Annotated in this window: 11 protein-coding genes and 1 tRNA gene; 4 read left to right on the forward strand and 8 right to left on the reverse strand. The window is 63.9% G+C overall.

Features of this window, described 5'->3' with window-relative positions; genetic code table 11:
- Nucleotides 1-3: 3 nt before the first annotated feature.
- Nucleotides 4-1233: a ubiquinol oxidase subunit II gene (gene cyoA, locus ACFWXH_RS14515; protein ID WP_379121331.1), complete on the reverse strand. Its 1230-nt coding sequence runs from the start codon at nucleotides 1231-1233 to the stop codon at nucleotides 4-6.
- Between the two features lie 289 nt (nucleotides 1234-1522).
- On the opposite strand from cyoA, the gene ACFWXH_RS14520 reads away from it, so the two are divergent.
- Nucleotides 1523-2845: an MFS transporter gene (locus ACFWXH_RS14520; RefSeq protein ID WP_379121333.1), complete on the forward strand. Its 1323-nt coding sequence runs from the start codon at nucleotides 1523-1525 to the stop codon at nucleotides 2843-2845.
- A gap of 138 nt (nucleotides 2846-2983) precedes the next feature.
- Here the strand turns inward: ACFWXH_RS14520 and ACFWXH_RS14525 are convergent, their stop codons facing one another.
- Nucleotides 2984-3754 carry a MerR family transcriptional regulator gene (locus ACFWXH_RS14525; RefSeq protein WP_379121335.1) on the reverse strand — a complete coding sequence of 257 codons (771 nt, stop codon included), beginning with the start codon at nucleotides 3752-3754 and terminating at the stop codon, nucleotides 2984-2986.
- A 366-nt stretch (nucleotides 3755-4120) separates the two neighbouring features.
- Here ACFWXH_RS14525 and ACFWXH_RS14530 point away from each other — a divergent pair, with 366 nt between their 5' ends.
- Entirely contained in the window at nucleotides 4121-4561 is a 441-nt protein-coding gene (locus ACFWXH_RS14530) for a MucR family transcriptional regulator (RefSeq protein ID WP_054312360.1), read from the forward strand.
- 57 nt (nucleotides 4562-4618) lie between these two features.
- On the opposite strand, the gene ACFWXH_RS14535 is transcribed toward ACFWXH_RS14530, so the two are convergent.
- Both ACFWXH_RS14535 and ACFWXH_RS14540 read right to left on the reverse strand, forming a co-directional pair.
- On the reverse strand, nucleotides 4619-5062 hold the full coding sequence (locus ACFWXH_RS14535; protein ID WP_379121337.1) for a DUF2195 family protein: 444 nt from the start codon (nucleotides 5060-5062) through the stop codon (nucleotides 4619-4621).
- The gene (locus ACFWXH_RS14540; protein ID WP_379121339.1) at nucleotides 5034-7556 is read right to left on the reverse strand and encodes a DNA translocase FtsK; all 2523 of its coding nucleotides are present in this window, start codon (nucleotides 7554-7556) and stop codon (nucleotides 5034-5036) included. Before ACFWXH_RS14540 ends, ACFWXH_RS14535 begins: the two co-directional genes overlap by 29 nt.
- A 266-nt stretch (nucleotides 7557-7822) precedes the next feature.
- Here ACFWXH_RS14540 and ACFWXH_RS14545 point away from each other — a divergent pair, with 266 nt between their 5' ends.
- Both ACFWXH_RS14545 and ACFWXH_RS14550 read left to right on the forward strand, forming a co-directional pair.
- Nucleotides 7823-9361: an MFS transporter gene (locus tag ACFWXH_RS14545; RefSeq protein WP_379121341.1), complete on the forward strand. Its 1539-nt coding sequence runs from the start codon at nucleotides 7823-7825 to the stop codon at nucleotides 9359-9361.
- A gap of 108 nt (nucleotides 9362-9469) precedes the next feature.
- On the forward strand, nucleotides 9470-10207 hold the full coding sequence (locus tag ACFWXH_RS14550) for a DUF899 family protein (protein ID WP_379121343.1): 738 nt from the start codon (nucleotides 9470-9472) through the stop codon (nucleotides 10205-10207).
- 62 nt (nucleotides 10208-10269) lie between these two features.
- On the opposite strand, the gene ACFWXH_RS14555 is transcribed toward ACFWXH_RS14550, so the two are convergent.
- The 4 genes from ACFWXH_RS14555 to ACFWXH_RS14570 all read right to left on the reverse strand — a co-directional run bounded on the left by ACFWXH_RS14555 (nucleotide 10270) and on the right by ACFWXH_RS14570 (nucleotide 14114).
- Nucleotides 10270-10346: transfer RNA gene (locus ACFWXH_RS14555), tRNA-Arg, on the reverse strand.
- A 139-nt stretch (nucleotides 10347-10485) separates the two neighbouring features.
- Nucleotides 10486-10950 (reverse strand): helix-turn-helix domain-containing protein, encoded by a 465-nt coding sequence (locus tag ACFWXH_RS14560; RefSeq protein WP_379121345.1) that lies wholly within the window; start codon nucleotides 10948-10950, stop codon nucleotides 10486-10488.
- A gap of 87 nt (nucleotides 10951-11037) precedes the next feature.
- Complete coding sequence (locus ACFWXH_RS14565; RefSeq protein WP_379121347.1) at nucleotides 11038-13245, reverse strand: nitric oxide reductase activation protein NorD; 2208 nt, start codon at nucleotides 13243-13245, stop codon at nucleotides 11038-11040.
- A gap of 35 nt (nucleotides 13246-13280) precedes the next feature.
- Nucleotides 13281-14114 (reverse strand): CbbQ/NirQ/NorQ/GpvN family protein, encoded by an 834-nt coding sequence (locus ACFWXH_RS14570; RefSeq protein WP_379121349.1) that lies wholly within the window; start codon nucleotides 14112-14114, stop codon nucleotides 13281-13283.
- Nucleotides 14115-14125 lie beyond the last annotated feature (11 nt).

A 14125-nucleotide genomic window follows, 5' to 3' on the forward strand; every position in this document is an offset into this window, starting at 1 on the left:
ACGTCAAAGCCTTGAAGAGAGAGCGGGGACGTCCAGTTGCGACATCACGCCGGGCAGTCCGGGGCGCGTCCACGGCCGAAGCAGGCCGGCGCCGCGGAGCGGAGAATGGTCCCTGGGACCGATGCTGTCGTCGCCCGCAGCTTGCGCCGCGCGGAATGCCGCTTCCGCTTCCTCGGCCGTGCAGATCGATGCGACATAAGATGGCCTCGGGCCGAGAATCGAGCCGCGCCGGGCGAACTTGTCGTATTCGAGCGGCAAGGTGTTGTAGGCGCCCTCCAGGCCGAGCCCGCCCTTGGCGTCGATCGCCATCATCTCGTTCATGCACATCTTGCCGCGATCGACGCACATGTTGAGGATGGCCTGGAAGAGGTTGGGATCGACCGTGGCATAGCGGCGGACCGGCTCATTCTCGCTCGGCCGTTCAAGCTCCAGGTAGTTCGCCCTGTCGAGCGTCTGGCCGGCCGCCTTTGCCTTCGCCACCCACTGGTCGAAGTTGGCCTCGGACTGGCCGTGGAAGGCAAAGCGCATGCCGGAGAAGCCGGCACCGCTGTAGTTCGCGGAGAAGCCCGTATAGCTGCCCTCGTGATTGATCACGGCATGCAGCTTGGTCTCCATGCCGGCCATGGAATAGATCATGCCGGCGAGCGCCGGGACGTAGAAGGAATTCATCACGCCGGACGAGGTGATGCGGAAATCGATCGGCCGGCCGACAGGTGCCGCCGCCTCGTTGACGGTGGCGATGCCGTATTCGGGATAGATGAAGAGCCACTTCCAGTCGAGCGCCACGACCTCGACCTTGAGAGGCCGATGTTCTTCCGTCACAGGCTGGCCGGGTGCAATCCTGTCGAGACGGCGATACGGGTCGAGCAGGTGAGTGCCGAGCCACGTCAGCGCGCCAAGGCAGATGATGATGAGCAGCGGCGCCGCCCAGATGACGAGCTCCAGCTTGGTGGAATGGTCCCAGTCGGGCTTATAGGTGGCCGATGCATTGGACTGTCGGTATCGCCAGGCGAAAAACACCGTCAGCGCCATCACAGGGAGGATGATCACCAGCATCAGCACCGTCGACACCACGAGCAGGTCCCGCTGCTGCGCGGCGATATCGCCCGAAGGCGCAAGGACCACGAAATCGCAACCGCTGAGCATGACTGCCAGAGGCAGGATCAGCAGGCATCCGAGCCAGCGGCCGAACCTGCGCGAAGAGAACCGCAAAGAGAACCAATGTGTGGACATACAAACGTCCGCCCGTCATTGTGCACTGCAAGATATGCCATGGAGTAACCGAGCCGGACGCGGCCACGACATTGGACAATTTGTCCAATCCCCCCGCCGAGTGCGATGCATCAAGACTTTATGTGCACCGCGGCAAAATCTCCGGGGCCGATGGAGCGGAACGAATTCCGCTCCTTCTCTTTGGTTTTACTGTATGGTCCCTGTCTGAAAAGTCAGCAACTTTTTACCGCGCTGACCTTCGGTTCGAGATCATGCTCTAGCATTGGGGGTGCCGGCCGGCACCGTAGAGATGACTGAAGCCACACAAGCCGAACGCGACACACGCGACGATCACCATGACGTCAATCCGGGCGACATCGCCGTTGGCGTCGTCATCGGCCGGACCTCGGAGTTCTTCGACTTCTTCGTCTACGCCATCGCCTCGGTGATCGTCTTCCCGAAGCTGGTGTTTCCGAACACCGACCCGCTGACGGCCACCGCCTACTCCTTCGCCATCTTCGCACTCGCCTTCCTGACGAGGCCACTGGGAACGATCCTGTTCATGGCCGTCGACCGGCGCTATGGCCGCAGCGCCAAACTGACCGTCGCCCTTCTTTTGCTCGGCACCTCGACCGTGGCCATCGCCTTCCTGCCGGGCTATGCGACGATCGGCGCTGCCTCCGCCTGGCTGCTGGCGCTGGCGCGCATCGGCCAGGGTATCGCCTGGGGCGGCACCTGGGACGGCCTGCCGTCGCTCCTGTCGCTCAACGCGCCCGAGCATCGGCGCGGGCTCTATGCGATGGTGCCTCAGCTCGGCGCCCCGATCGGGCTGATCGTGGCAAGCACGCTGTTCGCCTTCTTCGTCGTCAACCTGTCGGCCGAGGATTTCTTCGGCTGGGGCTGGCGCTATCCGTTCTTCGTCGCCTTCGCCATCAACGTCGTCGCTCTCTTCGCGAGGCTGCGCCTTGTCGTGACGCCGGAGTTCGCGCGCCTTTTCGAAAATGGCGAGCTCCAGCCGACACGGGTGCGCGAGACGATCAAGGCGGAAGGAGGCCTTGTCGTCGTCGGCGCGTTCGCACCGCTGGCGAGTTTCGCCCTTTTCCATATGGTGACGGTGTTCCCGTTGTCGTGGGTCTTCCTGTTCACGAAGGAGGGGCCCGGACGTTTCCTTATGATCGAGGCCGGCAGTGCCGTGTTCGGCCTGCTGGCCATCGTCGCGTCCGGCCTGATCGCCGATCGCATCGGCAGACGGTCGCTGCTGTTCAGCACGGCCATCGCGATCGCCGCCTTCAGCGGCTTCGCGCCGCAGCTCCTCGACGCCGGCACAGCGGGTGAGATCGCCTTCATGGTGCTGGGCTTCATCCTGCTCGGGCTGTCCTTCGGCCAGTCCTCAGGCGTGGTCGCGTCGCGCTTCTCGCGTCGGTACCGCTATACGGGCTCGGCCATCACATCCGACCTGGCATGGATGTTCGGCGCCGGTTTCGCGCCGCTGGCCGCCCTGCTGCTTTCAGCCAATTTCGGTCTGATCTCGGCCGGCGCCTATCTGCTCTCCGGCGCCATCTGCACGCTTGTCGCGCTCTGGATCGCCGGACAGGCGATCGACCGCTGGGGAGACAACCGCGCGGCCGACTAGATTTTACGCATGTCATCATCGCAAAACCGCGACACGCTTTAGAGCAATTCCAGGAAAAGTGCGTAGCGGTTTTCGTCCGGAATTACACAAAAAACAAAGAGTTAGAGTGTTTCCGCGTTTCCGAAAAACCGGAAGCCTCTAGACGATCTCCTCGGAGAAGGCCCGCATCGCGCCGACGACATAGTCGGCGAGACCCTGCGACTGCGCCTCGAGGCTGCAACGAAAATGCGGGTTTCCCGCGATCGCATCCACGGCATTGAGAAAACCGGCCTTTGAAAGCGGTGCGGGCGCGGTTTCGTTGAGGAGGCCGAGGAAACGACGCGCGATTGCGCGCACCTCGTTGGAGTCTGCTGGACGATTCTGCGAAAGCGCCACCACGAACTCGGCCCGTATCGCCTGGAAGCCACCAATGATGCGCTTGCCATCGGCTTCAGTCCAACCGCTCATGAGGTCATTTCGCCGCTTGATGCTTGCTTCCGCTGCTGACCCGTATCGATCTATCGCCCATTGATCCTGTGCAGCCCACCGCTTTGGATCGAGACCTTTGTAGAATGCTTTCTCGTTCATTGGAGTGTCTCCTTCTATTTGAGCCAAAGTGTCGTCGATGGTCTGGATCAGTCGCTTGTAGCGGCGAACCTCGCCCTGGAGCCTCTGGCGATGCGATCGGAGAGCGGCGGCTTGATCGAAGTCCGGCGCGTCCAGTATTTTTCCGATCTCCCCAAGCGGAAACCCGAGTTCCCGGTGGAAGAGTATTTGCTGCAGTCGAAGCAGTTCTTCACGCCCATAATACCGGTACCCGTTACCCCCTATATGTGCTGGTTTGAGCAAACCGATTTCGTCGTAATAATGCAGGGCGCGAATGGACACGCCCGAAAGCTCTGCAAGCTGTTTCACGGTGTGGTCGCGCAATCGATCATCTCCCGCCGATCTGGTCGTAACCTGGACCCTCACGCCACGTGAGGGTCAAGCCATAGATTTCGACCGGCATCCGCAGCGAAAAATCGAGCCGACCGCTGTCTCCAGATGGAGGCTCGCGACAGGATCCCATAAAGCTTCCCAGCCCCTGAAGGCGAAGACGGGTCAAATGCCCGGCCAGCGACAATGAATTGCTGCCGCGTCGTGGATGCGAAGCTGCCGAAGCCGGCTGGTTTCATGGCGCCGGCCAATCCAATCGACGCGCTCACGGGTAGATTCTTTTCCTTTTGACTTAATGTTCCATCTTCCGAAATTCTCGTTTCTCGGCTAGGCAAGTGGAGGGCAGCAAGGGGACAATCAATGGCCGACGACAACAAGGTTTCCAACGACCTCGTTACTGAACTTACCGCCGCGATCGTGGGGGCATATGTCACCAAGAATCCGGTACCGGTATCCGATTTGCCCGGCGTCATCGCCAGCGTGGCCGATAGCATCGGCCGCTTGGGGCAAGGCCAGGCAGAGGTTGCGCCGGAACCTCAGAAGCCGGCAGTTTCGATCCGGAAATCGCTCACCCACGATTATCTGATCAGCCTGGAGGACGGCCAGCAATACCGCACGCTCAAGCGCCATCTCGGGAAGCTCGGCCTAACGCCTGAGGAATACCGCGCGAAATGGGGCCTTCCCGTCGATTACCCGATGGTTGCGCCGGCCTATGCCGCGAAGCGATCCGAACTGGCCAGGAGCCTCGGCCTCGGCCGGAAGCCTGGTACGAAACGCGGCAAGCCTAAGGGCAAGGCCTGAGCAGGTATCCGGCGGCCAGGGCGCCCGGCTGCCGCACCATTCATTCGACGCGAAAGCTTATGACGGGCGCGCGCATGTCAACCGCACATGCACTTGCCTGCCTGCGACGAGAGCCGGCTCCGTCGCAAGGACGAGCGTTTTCGGCTCCATTTTCTTGAGTGCCACGATCCCTTCCAGCACGGTCTGTCGAACCCCTTCGACGTCAACGCTGCTGGTATAGGCAGCCAGCGCCGACATGCATCCGCATGCACCGATCGGCTGGTGTCCCTGGAAGTCGACGACAGCCGAAACGATGTTCGTTTCCGTTCGCAATTCCGTGACCTTGGGCGTCACGCAGGCGGCAAGGTCATTCTGAAAGACGACATTGTCCGCGCTCGCTGCGGCGGCAGTGCTGCCGAACAGCGCGGCCAGCATTGCGCCTTGGACGAATGCGAGACGGCAACCCAGCTTCGAGGCGACCAGCGGGTCCCGGTTAGCGGATGATCTCGCGCTTGCCGACATGGTTGGGTTCTCCGACGATGCCTTCCTGCTCCATGCGCTCGACGATCGAGGCGGCACGGTTGTAGCCGATGCCGAGGCGCCGCTGGATGTAGGAGGTCGAGCACTTCTTGTCGCGCAGCACCACCTTGACCGCCTCGTCATAAAGGTTGTCGCCATCCTCGGCGCCCATGCCGCTCTTGTCGAACACCGGACTGTCGTCGACCTCGGGCAGTTCCTCCTCTTCGTCGGCGGTGACCGTCTCCAGATATTCGGGCCTTCCCTGCGCCTTGAGATGGTTGACGACATGCTCGACTTCGGCGTCGGAGACGAACGGGCCATGGACGCGGGCAATGCGGCCGCCGCCGGCCATGTGCAGCATGTCGCCCTGGCCGAGCAGCTGCTCGGCGCCCTGCTCGCCAAGGATGGTGCGCGAGTCGATCTTCGACGTCACCTGGAAGGAGATGCGGGTCGGGAAGTTGGCCTTGATGGTGCCGGTGATGACGTCGACCGACGGGCGCTGCGTGGCCATGATCAGATGGATGCCGGCGGCGCGGGCCATCTGGGCGAGGCGCTGGATGGCGCCCTCGATCTCCTTGCCGGCGACCATCATCAGGTCGGCCATCTCGTCGACGATGACGACGATGTAGGGCATTGGCGCGAGGTCGATCTCCTGTTCCTCGAACACCGGCGCGCCGGTGCCTTTCTCGAAGCCGGTCTGCACCTGCATCACCACGACCTCGCCCTTGTCGCGGGCGACCGCCGCGCGCTGGTTGTAGCCGTCGATGTTGCGCACGCCGAGCCGCGCCATCTTGCGGTAGCGGTCCTCCATTTCGCGCACCGCCCATTTCAGCGCGGTGACCGCCTTCTTGGGGTCGGTGACGACCGGCGTCAAAAGATGCGGGATGCCGTCATAGATCGACAGTTCCAGCATCTTGGGGTCGACCATGATCAGGCGGCACTCTTCCGGCTTCAGCCGATAGAGCAGCGACAGGATCATGGTGTTGATGGCGACCGACTTGCCCGAGCCGGTGGTGCCGGCGACGAGCAGATGAGGCATCTTGGCGAGTTCGGCGATGACGGGCTCGCCGCCGATGGTCTTGCCGAGGCAGAGCGCCAGCTTGCAGCCGGTGTTGCGGAAGCCGTCGGACTCGATCAGCTCGCGGAAATAGACCGTCTCGCGGGTTTCATTGGGCAGTTCGATGCCGATGACGTTGCGGCCGGGGATGACAGCGACACGCGCCGAAATCGCCGACATCGAGCGGGCGATGTCGTCGGCGAGGCCGATGACGCGCGAGGACTTCACGCCCGGCGCCGGCTCGAACTCGTAGAGGGTGACGACGGGGCCGGGGCGGACATGGATGATCTCGCCCTTGACGCCGAAATCCTCGAGCACGCTTTCGAGAAGATCGGCGTTCTGCTCCAGCCGCTCCTGCGACATGTAGAAGCCCTGCCCTTCCGGCGGCAGCTGCAGCAGCTCTTCCGAGGGCAGCTCATAGTCGCCCGGCCCGACCTGCGCCGCTTCGCCAATCATGGGCAGTGACGGTGATTGGCGTGGGGCCGGCATGGTGATTTCGACAGTGCGCGACGGAGCGGTCGGCGCGGCGTCGTTTGCGGCAACGGGCCTGTTGGCTGAAATGGCCACGGCGGCTGGCGTTTCAACGGCGGATGTCGCGGCCTCGACGACCGCTGCCGGAGCCTTGACCGTTTCCACGGGCGTCAGCTGCATCGAAGCCGATACCTCGATGACCCTGTAGAGAGACGTCGCATCGGGCGCCACGACCGGCCTTGGTTCGTGCAGGCGCGCTGCGGGGACCTCGGCCTTGACGGGCACCGCAGGTGCCGACACCGGAGCAGGCGCCGCTGTCGACTGCGGCACGAAGCCGGAAGCGAACTCGAAGAAAGCGTGGTCTGAAATATACGACCAGCGCGCGCTGCGCCGCGGCGCCGCGGCCTTGGCCGCCGGCTGATGCGTTGCAGCCTGGACGGTAGCGGCCGCTGCCGGAGTTGCAACGGTGGGAGCTGCCCGGGCGATGGACGCTCCGGGTGAAGGGGCGACGGGTGCGGCTGGCGTTTGGTCCACGACGCGCCTGGCCTGGCTCAGCTGCGGAGACGGCGCCGCGGCTCGCGGCTCAGCCAAAGCCGGCCTGGCTGTTACGGCCGGGGCCGGCGTGCGCGGCTGTGAAATGGAGCCGGCAGCCTGTTCAACGGGCTCGTGATGTTCATCTTCCGGCTTGATCTTCTTGATCTCGCGGTCGGGCGTGCGCGTGAAGCGCACATTGGGCGCCAGGAAGAAATAGTCCTGCCATTCCGGACGGGCGAATTCGCCCTCGCCGCCGAAATTGGGGAACACCGCGCCATCGCCCTGGGGCTTCACATATGTGTGTGCGTTGCCGTCGCGTCCGGCGATTCGGCCGGCGAAGTCGATCGCCTGCGGCGTGGTCTCGTGGCGTTGCGGTTCATCCTCCTCAGGCGCAACAGCCGTCAGATTTGCCCGAGAAAAACGCGTGGATGCCATGCTGGAGACTCGCCGGTTTGAATGCCCCCTGAGACATAGGAACCGATGGTTAACAGTTCCTTCCGAAAACGGGCTGGATGAGAGGAAGAACACTCTCAGATGTCCTGACGACGAGAGCCCCGTTTGTCCCGGCGAGTGGAACCCCGCCAGCTTTGTAACTCACACCATCCGATATCCAGGCCTACGTTCGTCAGACGGAACGCCAGCGAAACACGAAGCCGCGACGGCTGACCGGTTTGGCTGCACACGACGGAAAGGAGAGCGTAATGTCTATGTCACCCACTGGTCTCACGACGCCTGGCAAGGCGCCGACGCAGTGCTGGATCGGCCTCGGCGTCATCGCGCTGCCTTGCATCCTTGTGTCGATGGACATGACGGTTCTGAACCTTGCAGTTCCGCATCTGGCGGCCGCCCTCAGCCCGAGCGCAGGACAATTGCTGTGGATCGTTGACATCTACGGCTTCATGGTCGCCGGCGCGCTCATGACGATGGGCACGCTTGGCGACCGTTTCGGGCGTCGGCGGCTGCTCCTCATCGGTGCCGCTTTCTTCGGTATCGCCTCGGCGGTGGCGGCATTTGCGACCAGCCCCGTTCAACTCATAGTGGCCAGGGCGCTTCTGGGTCTGTCCGCCGCAACTTTGGCCCCCTCCACGCTTTCGCTCATCCGAAACATGTTCGAGGATGAAGACGAGCGACGCATCGCGATCGGCGTGTGGATCGCAAGTTTTTCCGCCGGGGCTGCGATCGGACCGGTGGTGGGCGGGCTTTTGCTGGAGCACTTCTGGTGGGGTTCGGTATTCCTCGTCAACGTGCTCATCATGATTGTCTTGCTGACCCTCGGTCCGCTGCTTCTGCCGGAATACCGCGACCCCAACGCCGGGCGGCTCGACGTGGTCAGTGCCGGCCAGTCGCTTGTCGCGGCGCTCTCTGTGGTCTGGGGCCTGAAGCGCTTGGCCGAGCACGGGCCGGACGCGAGCGCTGCGGCGACGATCGTCGCGGGGCTGGCGCTTGCGGCCGTTTTTCTTCGTCGCCAACGTCGGCTCGCAGATCCGATCGTGGATCTTGCGCTCTTCCGCAGCCCGGCATTCAGCATCGCACTGGCCGTGAACCTGGCCGGCTTCTTCTTCATGTTCAGCATTTTCTTCTTTGTCCCGCAGTACCTGCAGCTCGTGGTCGGCCTGTCGCCGCTCGAAGCCGGGCTCTGGACTTTGCCCTCCGGAATTGCGTTCATCGCGGGCTCGCTTCTCTCGCCGGCGATCGCTGCAAAGCTGCAGGCGGAACGCGTGCTGATCGCCGCGCTCGTTGTCGCCGCGGCAGGGTTTGCGGTTTTGACGCAGGTGGACGCTGCCGGCTCGCTTGCCGTGGCCGTGATCGGCTCCGTGATCTTCTCGCTCGGTTTGACGCCGGTGATCACCTTGACCACCGACATCGTGGTCGGCGCTGCGCCACCGGAGCGCGCCGGTTCCGCGGCCGCGCTCAGCGAGACGAGCAATGAGGCCGGCGGAACGCTCGGCATCGCTGTCCTCGGAAGCATCGCAATGTCGGTCTACAGAGGCGCAATGGCCGGCGAACCGGCGGCCGCCTTGTCCGAGGCGGCGCAGGCCACGATCGGCGGAGCGGTCGCTGCGGCTGAAACACTGCAGCCGAAAGAGGCCGAAGCGCTCGTTTCAGCCGCTCGGGATGCTTTTACAGCCGGCATGCAATTGACCGCCGGCATTTCCGTCCTGGGCCTGCTCGCAACCGCTGCGCTCGCGGCAATGTTGCTTCGCCGGATGCGCTCCAGTCCCTCCTGTCAGGAGGCCTGAGATGCAGCAGCCCGAACCGCCGGATAGCGGTCCACGGGCGTTGCGGAAAGTCACCGACAAGGCGGCTTGCTGCAGCAACTGAAAACCACAGGTGAAATGGAGGAAAGAATGACCAACGCTAAAGCAGATCGACCCACCGTCCCGGACGTTGTCGATCGCGCCGCGTTCGAGACGCAACTCCAGGCGCTGCGCATTCGCGAGAAGGCGCACACCCGTCAGGGCGATGCCATCGCCGCCGAGCGGCGGAGACTGCCGATGGTCGCCATCGATGGCGCAACTCCGCTTGTCGGCGAAGATGGACCCACGACGCTGCTCGACGCGTTCGAGGGGCGCAGCATGCTCATCGCCTACTATTTCATGTGGTATCCTGGGAAGCCTGCCCCCAAGCAGTGCGAGGGTTGCACCTATTTCACCACACAGGTTCGCGAACTGTCGCACCTGCACTCGCGCGACGTGACCTACGCCACCTTCTGCCAGGGTCCCTACGCGGAGAGCGCCCGTTACCGGGATTTCATGGGTTGGGACATGCCCTGGTATTCGGCGCAGGATTCGCTCGACACGCTGCTGGTTGGGCGACGCATCGGCATGATGCACATCGTCTGCTATCTGCGGCGAGAGACCGAAGTCTTCGAGACATACTGGACGACCATGCGCGGCGTCGAGACGATGGACAACACGTACCGCCTGCTCGATCTCACGGTCTATGGACGGCAGGAGGAATTCGAAGATTCGCCGCAGGGTTGGCCCCAGGAATGGGGCGAAGACAAGCACCCCATGCGTATCGACGGGCGTCCCATCTCACAATGGCCTCGCTTGAAAGCCGGGCGTTCCGACAGGCTCGCATGACGGTGCCGTTCTAGCTGAACAACGAGTGGTTCTCGCTGTCGGCGTGGTGGGAATGAAAGAAGTGGCGCACCCGACAGGATTCGAACCTGTGACCCCTGCCTTCGGAGGGCAGTACTCTATCCAGCTGAGCTACGGGTGCTTCCGGGATCGTGAGATCCAGAAACGAACCAGCCCGTTGGAGCCGGTCAACGGCTTCATAGACGAAGCCGTGCCCTGCTTCAATGCAGAAATGGGCTGGGCCGCCCTTTCGGATCGGGCATCGGCGCCAGAAGCGTCTTCTACTGAACGGCCGCGTCTTGTTTGACCCGTGAAGCCGGGCGCGCGACGTGCGCAGGTTCAGTTGTCTTTCGGCCCAGATGCACGTCGTGGATATCGGCCACCAACGAACGGATCGATTCCTGCAAGCTTGACGGCAGCGCCGAGAACTCCTGCCACATTTTCCAGTCCGACGGGTCGACAAGCTCGGCAATCCCATCGCTTGCGGCGTTGCCGCCCTTGCGAACACGGGTGGCGAGGTTCGATAGCCTCGCCTGTTCGGAAAAGAAGTAGTCGATCGGCACGCTGAGATATGCGGCGCAGCGCTGCAGCATCGCCGGCGAGATGCGGTTGCGCCCGCGTTCGTATTTCTGCAGCTGCTGATAAGAGACGCCGATATGGCTGGCCAGTTCCATCTGAGTGACATTGCGGAGCTGGCGCAAGCCCAGCAATCGCGCGGCTATGGCGGCCGTTTCCGTATGGTGCATCGCTCTTGTTCCCCGTCTTCTTCGATCCCTTGCAGCCCAGGGCCCCCGACTGGCGACTTGAGCCCCAAATTCAGCTGCTGCATTCCATCATCGGCTCAGCGTCAGATAGAGCTTCGGCAAAAGGTCGGTCAGCCGCTCGACCGCCGCGATGGTGATGGCGTTGCGCTGGCCGAAAATGCGGCCGAGATAGGAATCCGCGTTCGAATCCAGGCCGACACAGAATGTGTCGATGCCGAAACGATTGAGGTGATGCACAGCCTTGCGGGCGTCCTCGACCAGATACTGGCGATCCTCGACATCGATGTCGGAGGGCTCGCCATCGGTGACGACCAAGAGCAGGCGGCGGTAGCTGCGCTCACGGGCGAGGTCGGCACCGGCATGGCGCATGGCGGCGCCGATACGGGTGGAAAGCCCGCTTTCCAGCCCATCGAGGCGTGCGTCGACGAGATCGTCATAGGTGCGGTTGAAATCCTTGATGCGGACATAACGCACGTCGTCGCGTTTGTCGGAACAGAAAGCGGCAATGGCAAAGGGGTCGCCGAGCCCCGCCATTGCCCGTGCCAGCAGCGCCGCCGACTGGCGCTCGACATCCAGCACCGAGCGCGTCGAGCCGCGCACCTTCTCGGCCGTCGACTGCGAGATGTCGAGCAGCAGAAGTACCGACAGGTCGCGGCTGCGCCGCTCGTAACGGCCGTGGATGCGGTGATCGGCTGCCTCGCCGATGCGACGCGCGACCGTCGCCTCGATGCAGGCATCCATGTCGAGGAATTCGCCTTCCGGCTGGCGACGCAGGCGTTCGGCACGGCTGACGCGGGCGGAGCGGATCAGCGCCGTCACCCGCGCGACGAGATCGGCATGGTCTTCGGCGAGCCGGGCGACCGGGCCATTCGCGGCGGCTTTCGGCGCATATTCCTTGACCGAGGTCCATTCGGGCTGCTCGCGCGCGGCGACATAGTCGTATTCGGGGTAACGGGCGACGAGCACCCCATCATGCGCCTGCTCGATGACTTCGACCCGCCCGCCGGTGTCACCCATTTCGGTTTCGGTGCGGTCGGGCGGACGGCTGTCGTCCTGCTCTTGCCGGATGCGCGCCGAGGACAGCACCTGCTCGGCCTCCGACGACTGCTGCTGGTCATCGTCGCCGAAATCCCACAGGCCGAGATTGTCGTCGCGATAGGGTGGCTGCACGACGTAGTTCTTGGGGTCGAACTGCACGCGCATCTGGCCGAGATCGTTGCCGAGCAGGTCGCCGAGGTGGCGGCTGACCTGCTGGTTGCCCCAATCGGCTTCTGCCTCGAAGAAGGCGCGACGGCCCTTCTGCACCCAGGGATCGGGATCGTCATGGGCCGGATCGGCGAGCGCCCGCGACAACCGCGCAAACAGGCCCGGCGCGGTGGCCGTGCCGGATGCTTCCGCTACATGGAAGGGTGTGAACAGGCGACGCAGCCCCGGAAGCTCGCGCATCGCCAGTTGCTCGACCCTGGCGTCCTCGATCAGCGAAACCAGCGCGATCTGGGCCGGCTTCAGCCCGCCGACCGGAAAGCGTTCCCGCGAAAACTTCAGATGGGCGCCGATATGGGCGACGGCGGCCCGGTAGAGTTTTTCGCTGTCGCTGCCGGAAAAGCCGGGATAGGCGGCGGGCAGCCTGACGACGCTGCCGTCGAAGCCAGGCCGGCGCCGGGCCTGTTCCGGCGCATTGGCCGGCGTCTCGCGTATCGGCGGCGTCTCGCCCCAGAGGGCTGCCAGATAGGGTTTCAGTCGCGCCTCGAGATCGAGGAAGCCGACCTCGCCGCTTTCGCGCAGCAGCCAGCGTCGCGCATTGGGGTCTTCCAGCGTGAAGAAGCGCAGGCGCCGCTCCGGCTCGCCATTGTTCGAACGCAGGCCGATCCGGACCCAGGAGGCCAGCGCGCGCACGTCGAGGCGCGCGGTCAGGCTGGCGGTCTGGTCGAGCAGGGCGCCTGCCGATTCCGGCGCCTGATCGCCGACCTGCTCGACGAGCCGCAGCCATTCCTGCAGCGAAGCTGCATCGGTGTAGCGTTTTGCCGCGACGATCGCGGCGGCCGGCGCCAGCGAGGCCGCGCGACGACCAGTCCGGATCGCCAGACCCGAAACGATCGCCGCCAGCGCGATCGCTGCCTGCGGCGAAGCCAGGCGGGCGAGTTCTGGCGAATGCTTGAAATAGCTGTCGGTGACGACATCGCCATAGCCGGCGCCTGCAAGGCGGCGGCAGACATCGCCCCAGGAATCGTAGAGATCGCCCGGAAAGACGGACCGGATGGCTTCGTCCGACTGCATCGTCCTGCTCGTCTTCTGCTCAGCACCCATCGCCGTCAGAGGCAGGCAGCGATCGCGGCGGTGAGCGCGTCGCGCATGTCGGCATCGTCGGTGATCGGTAGCACCAGCGCCACCTCGCAAGCCTGGTCGAGCGCGATGCCGCCGGCGACCAGCTGGCCGGCATTGATCAGCATGCGCGTCGAGGCGCCCTCCTCCAGGCCGTGGCCCTTGAGATTGCGCGAACGCTGGGCGATGCGCACCAGTGTCTCAGCGACAGGTTTCTTCACACCGGCTTCCGAGGCCACGATCTCCGCCTCGATCGCCGCGTCGGGATAGGTGAAGGCGATCGCCGCGAAACGCTGCTTGGTCGATTCCTTCAGGTCCTTGAGCACGCTCTGGTAGCCGGGATTGTAGGAGATGACGAGCTGGAAGTCGGGATGCGCCTTCAAGACCTCGTTCTTCTTCTCCAGCGGCAGGATGCGGCGGTCATCGGTCAACGAGTGGATGACGACCGTGGTGTCCTGCCGTGCCTCGACGATCTCGTCGAGATAGCAGATGGCGCCAGAACGCACCGCTAATGTCAGCGGCCCGTCATGCCAGACAGTGCCATCGGCATCGAGCAGATAGCGTCCGACGAGGTCGGAGGCGGTCATGTCCTCATGGCAGGAAACGGTGACCAGCGGGCGCTTCAGCCGCCAGGCCATGTGTTCGACGAAACGGGTCTTGCCGCAGCCGGTCGGTCCCTTGAGCATGACCGGCATGCGCGCGCCATAGGCGGCCTCGAACAGCGCGACCTCGTGCCCGACGGAGCGGTAATAGGGTTCCTGGTCGATCCTGAAATCGTCGAGCGCAGGATCGTGAGCCGATTTGGCGCCGCTGGTGCTGTGCATTTCCAACCTCG

This window comes from Mesorhizobium sp. NPDC059054 (assembly GCF_042739215.1).
GTDB lineage: Bacteria > Pseudomonadota > Alphaproteobacteria > Rhizobiales > Rhizobiaceae > Mesorhizobium.

Excerpts from the sequence above, each read along its gene's own strand:
- cyoA (WP_379121331.1), bottom strand. The coding sequence starts at position 1,233 with ATGTCCACACATTGGTTCTCTTTGCGGTTCTCTTCGCGCAGGTTCGGC.
- ACFWXH_RS14520 (WP_379121333.1), top strand. The coding sequence starts at position 1,523 with ATGACTGAAGCCACACAAGCCGAACGCGACACACGCGACGATCACCAT.
- ACFWXH_RS14530 (WP_054312360.1), top strand. The coding sequence starts at position 4,121 with ATGGCCGACGACAACAAGGTTTCCAACGACCTCGTTACTGAACTTACC.
- ACFWXH_RS14535 (WP_379121337.1), bottom strand. The coding sequence starts at position 5,062 with ATGTCGGCAAGCGCGAGATCATCCGCTAACCGGGACCCGCTGGTCGCC.
- ACFWXH_RS14540 (WP_379121339.1), bottom strand. The coding sequence starts at position 7,556 with ATGGCATCCACGCGTTTTTCTCGGGCAAATCTGACGGCTGTTGCGCCT.
- ACFWXH_RS14545 (WP_379121341.1), top strand. The coding sequence starts at position 7,823 with ATGTCTATGTCACCCACTGGTCTCACGACGCCTGGCAAGGCGCCGACG.
- ACFWXH_RS14550 (WP_379121343.1), top strand. The coding sequence starts at position 9,470 with ATGACCAACGCTAAAGCAGATCGACCCACCGTCCCGGACGTTGTCGAT.
- ACFWXH_RS14560 (WP_379121345.1), bottom strand. The coding sequence starts at position 10,950 with ATGCACCATACGGAAACGGCCGCCATAGCCGCGCGATTGCTGGGCTTG.
- ACFWXH_RS14565 (WP_379121347.1), bottom strand. The coding sequence starts at position 13,245 with ATGCAGTCGGACGAAGCCATCCGGTCCGTCTTTCCGGGCGATCTCTAC.
- ACFWXH_RS14570 (WP_379121349.1), bottom strand. The coding sequence starts at position 14,114 with ATGCACAGCACCAGCGGCGCCAAATCGGCTCACGATCCTGCGCTCGAC.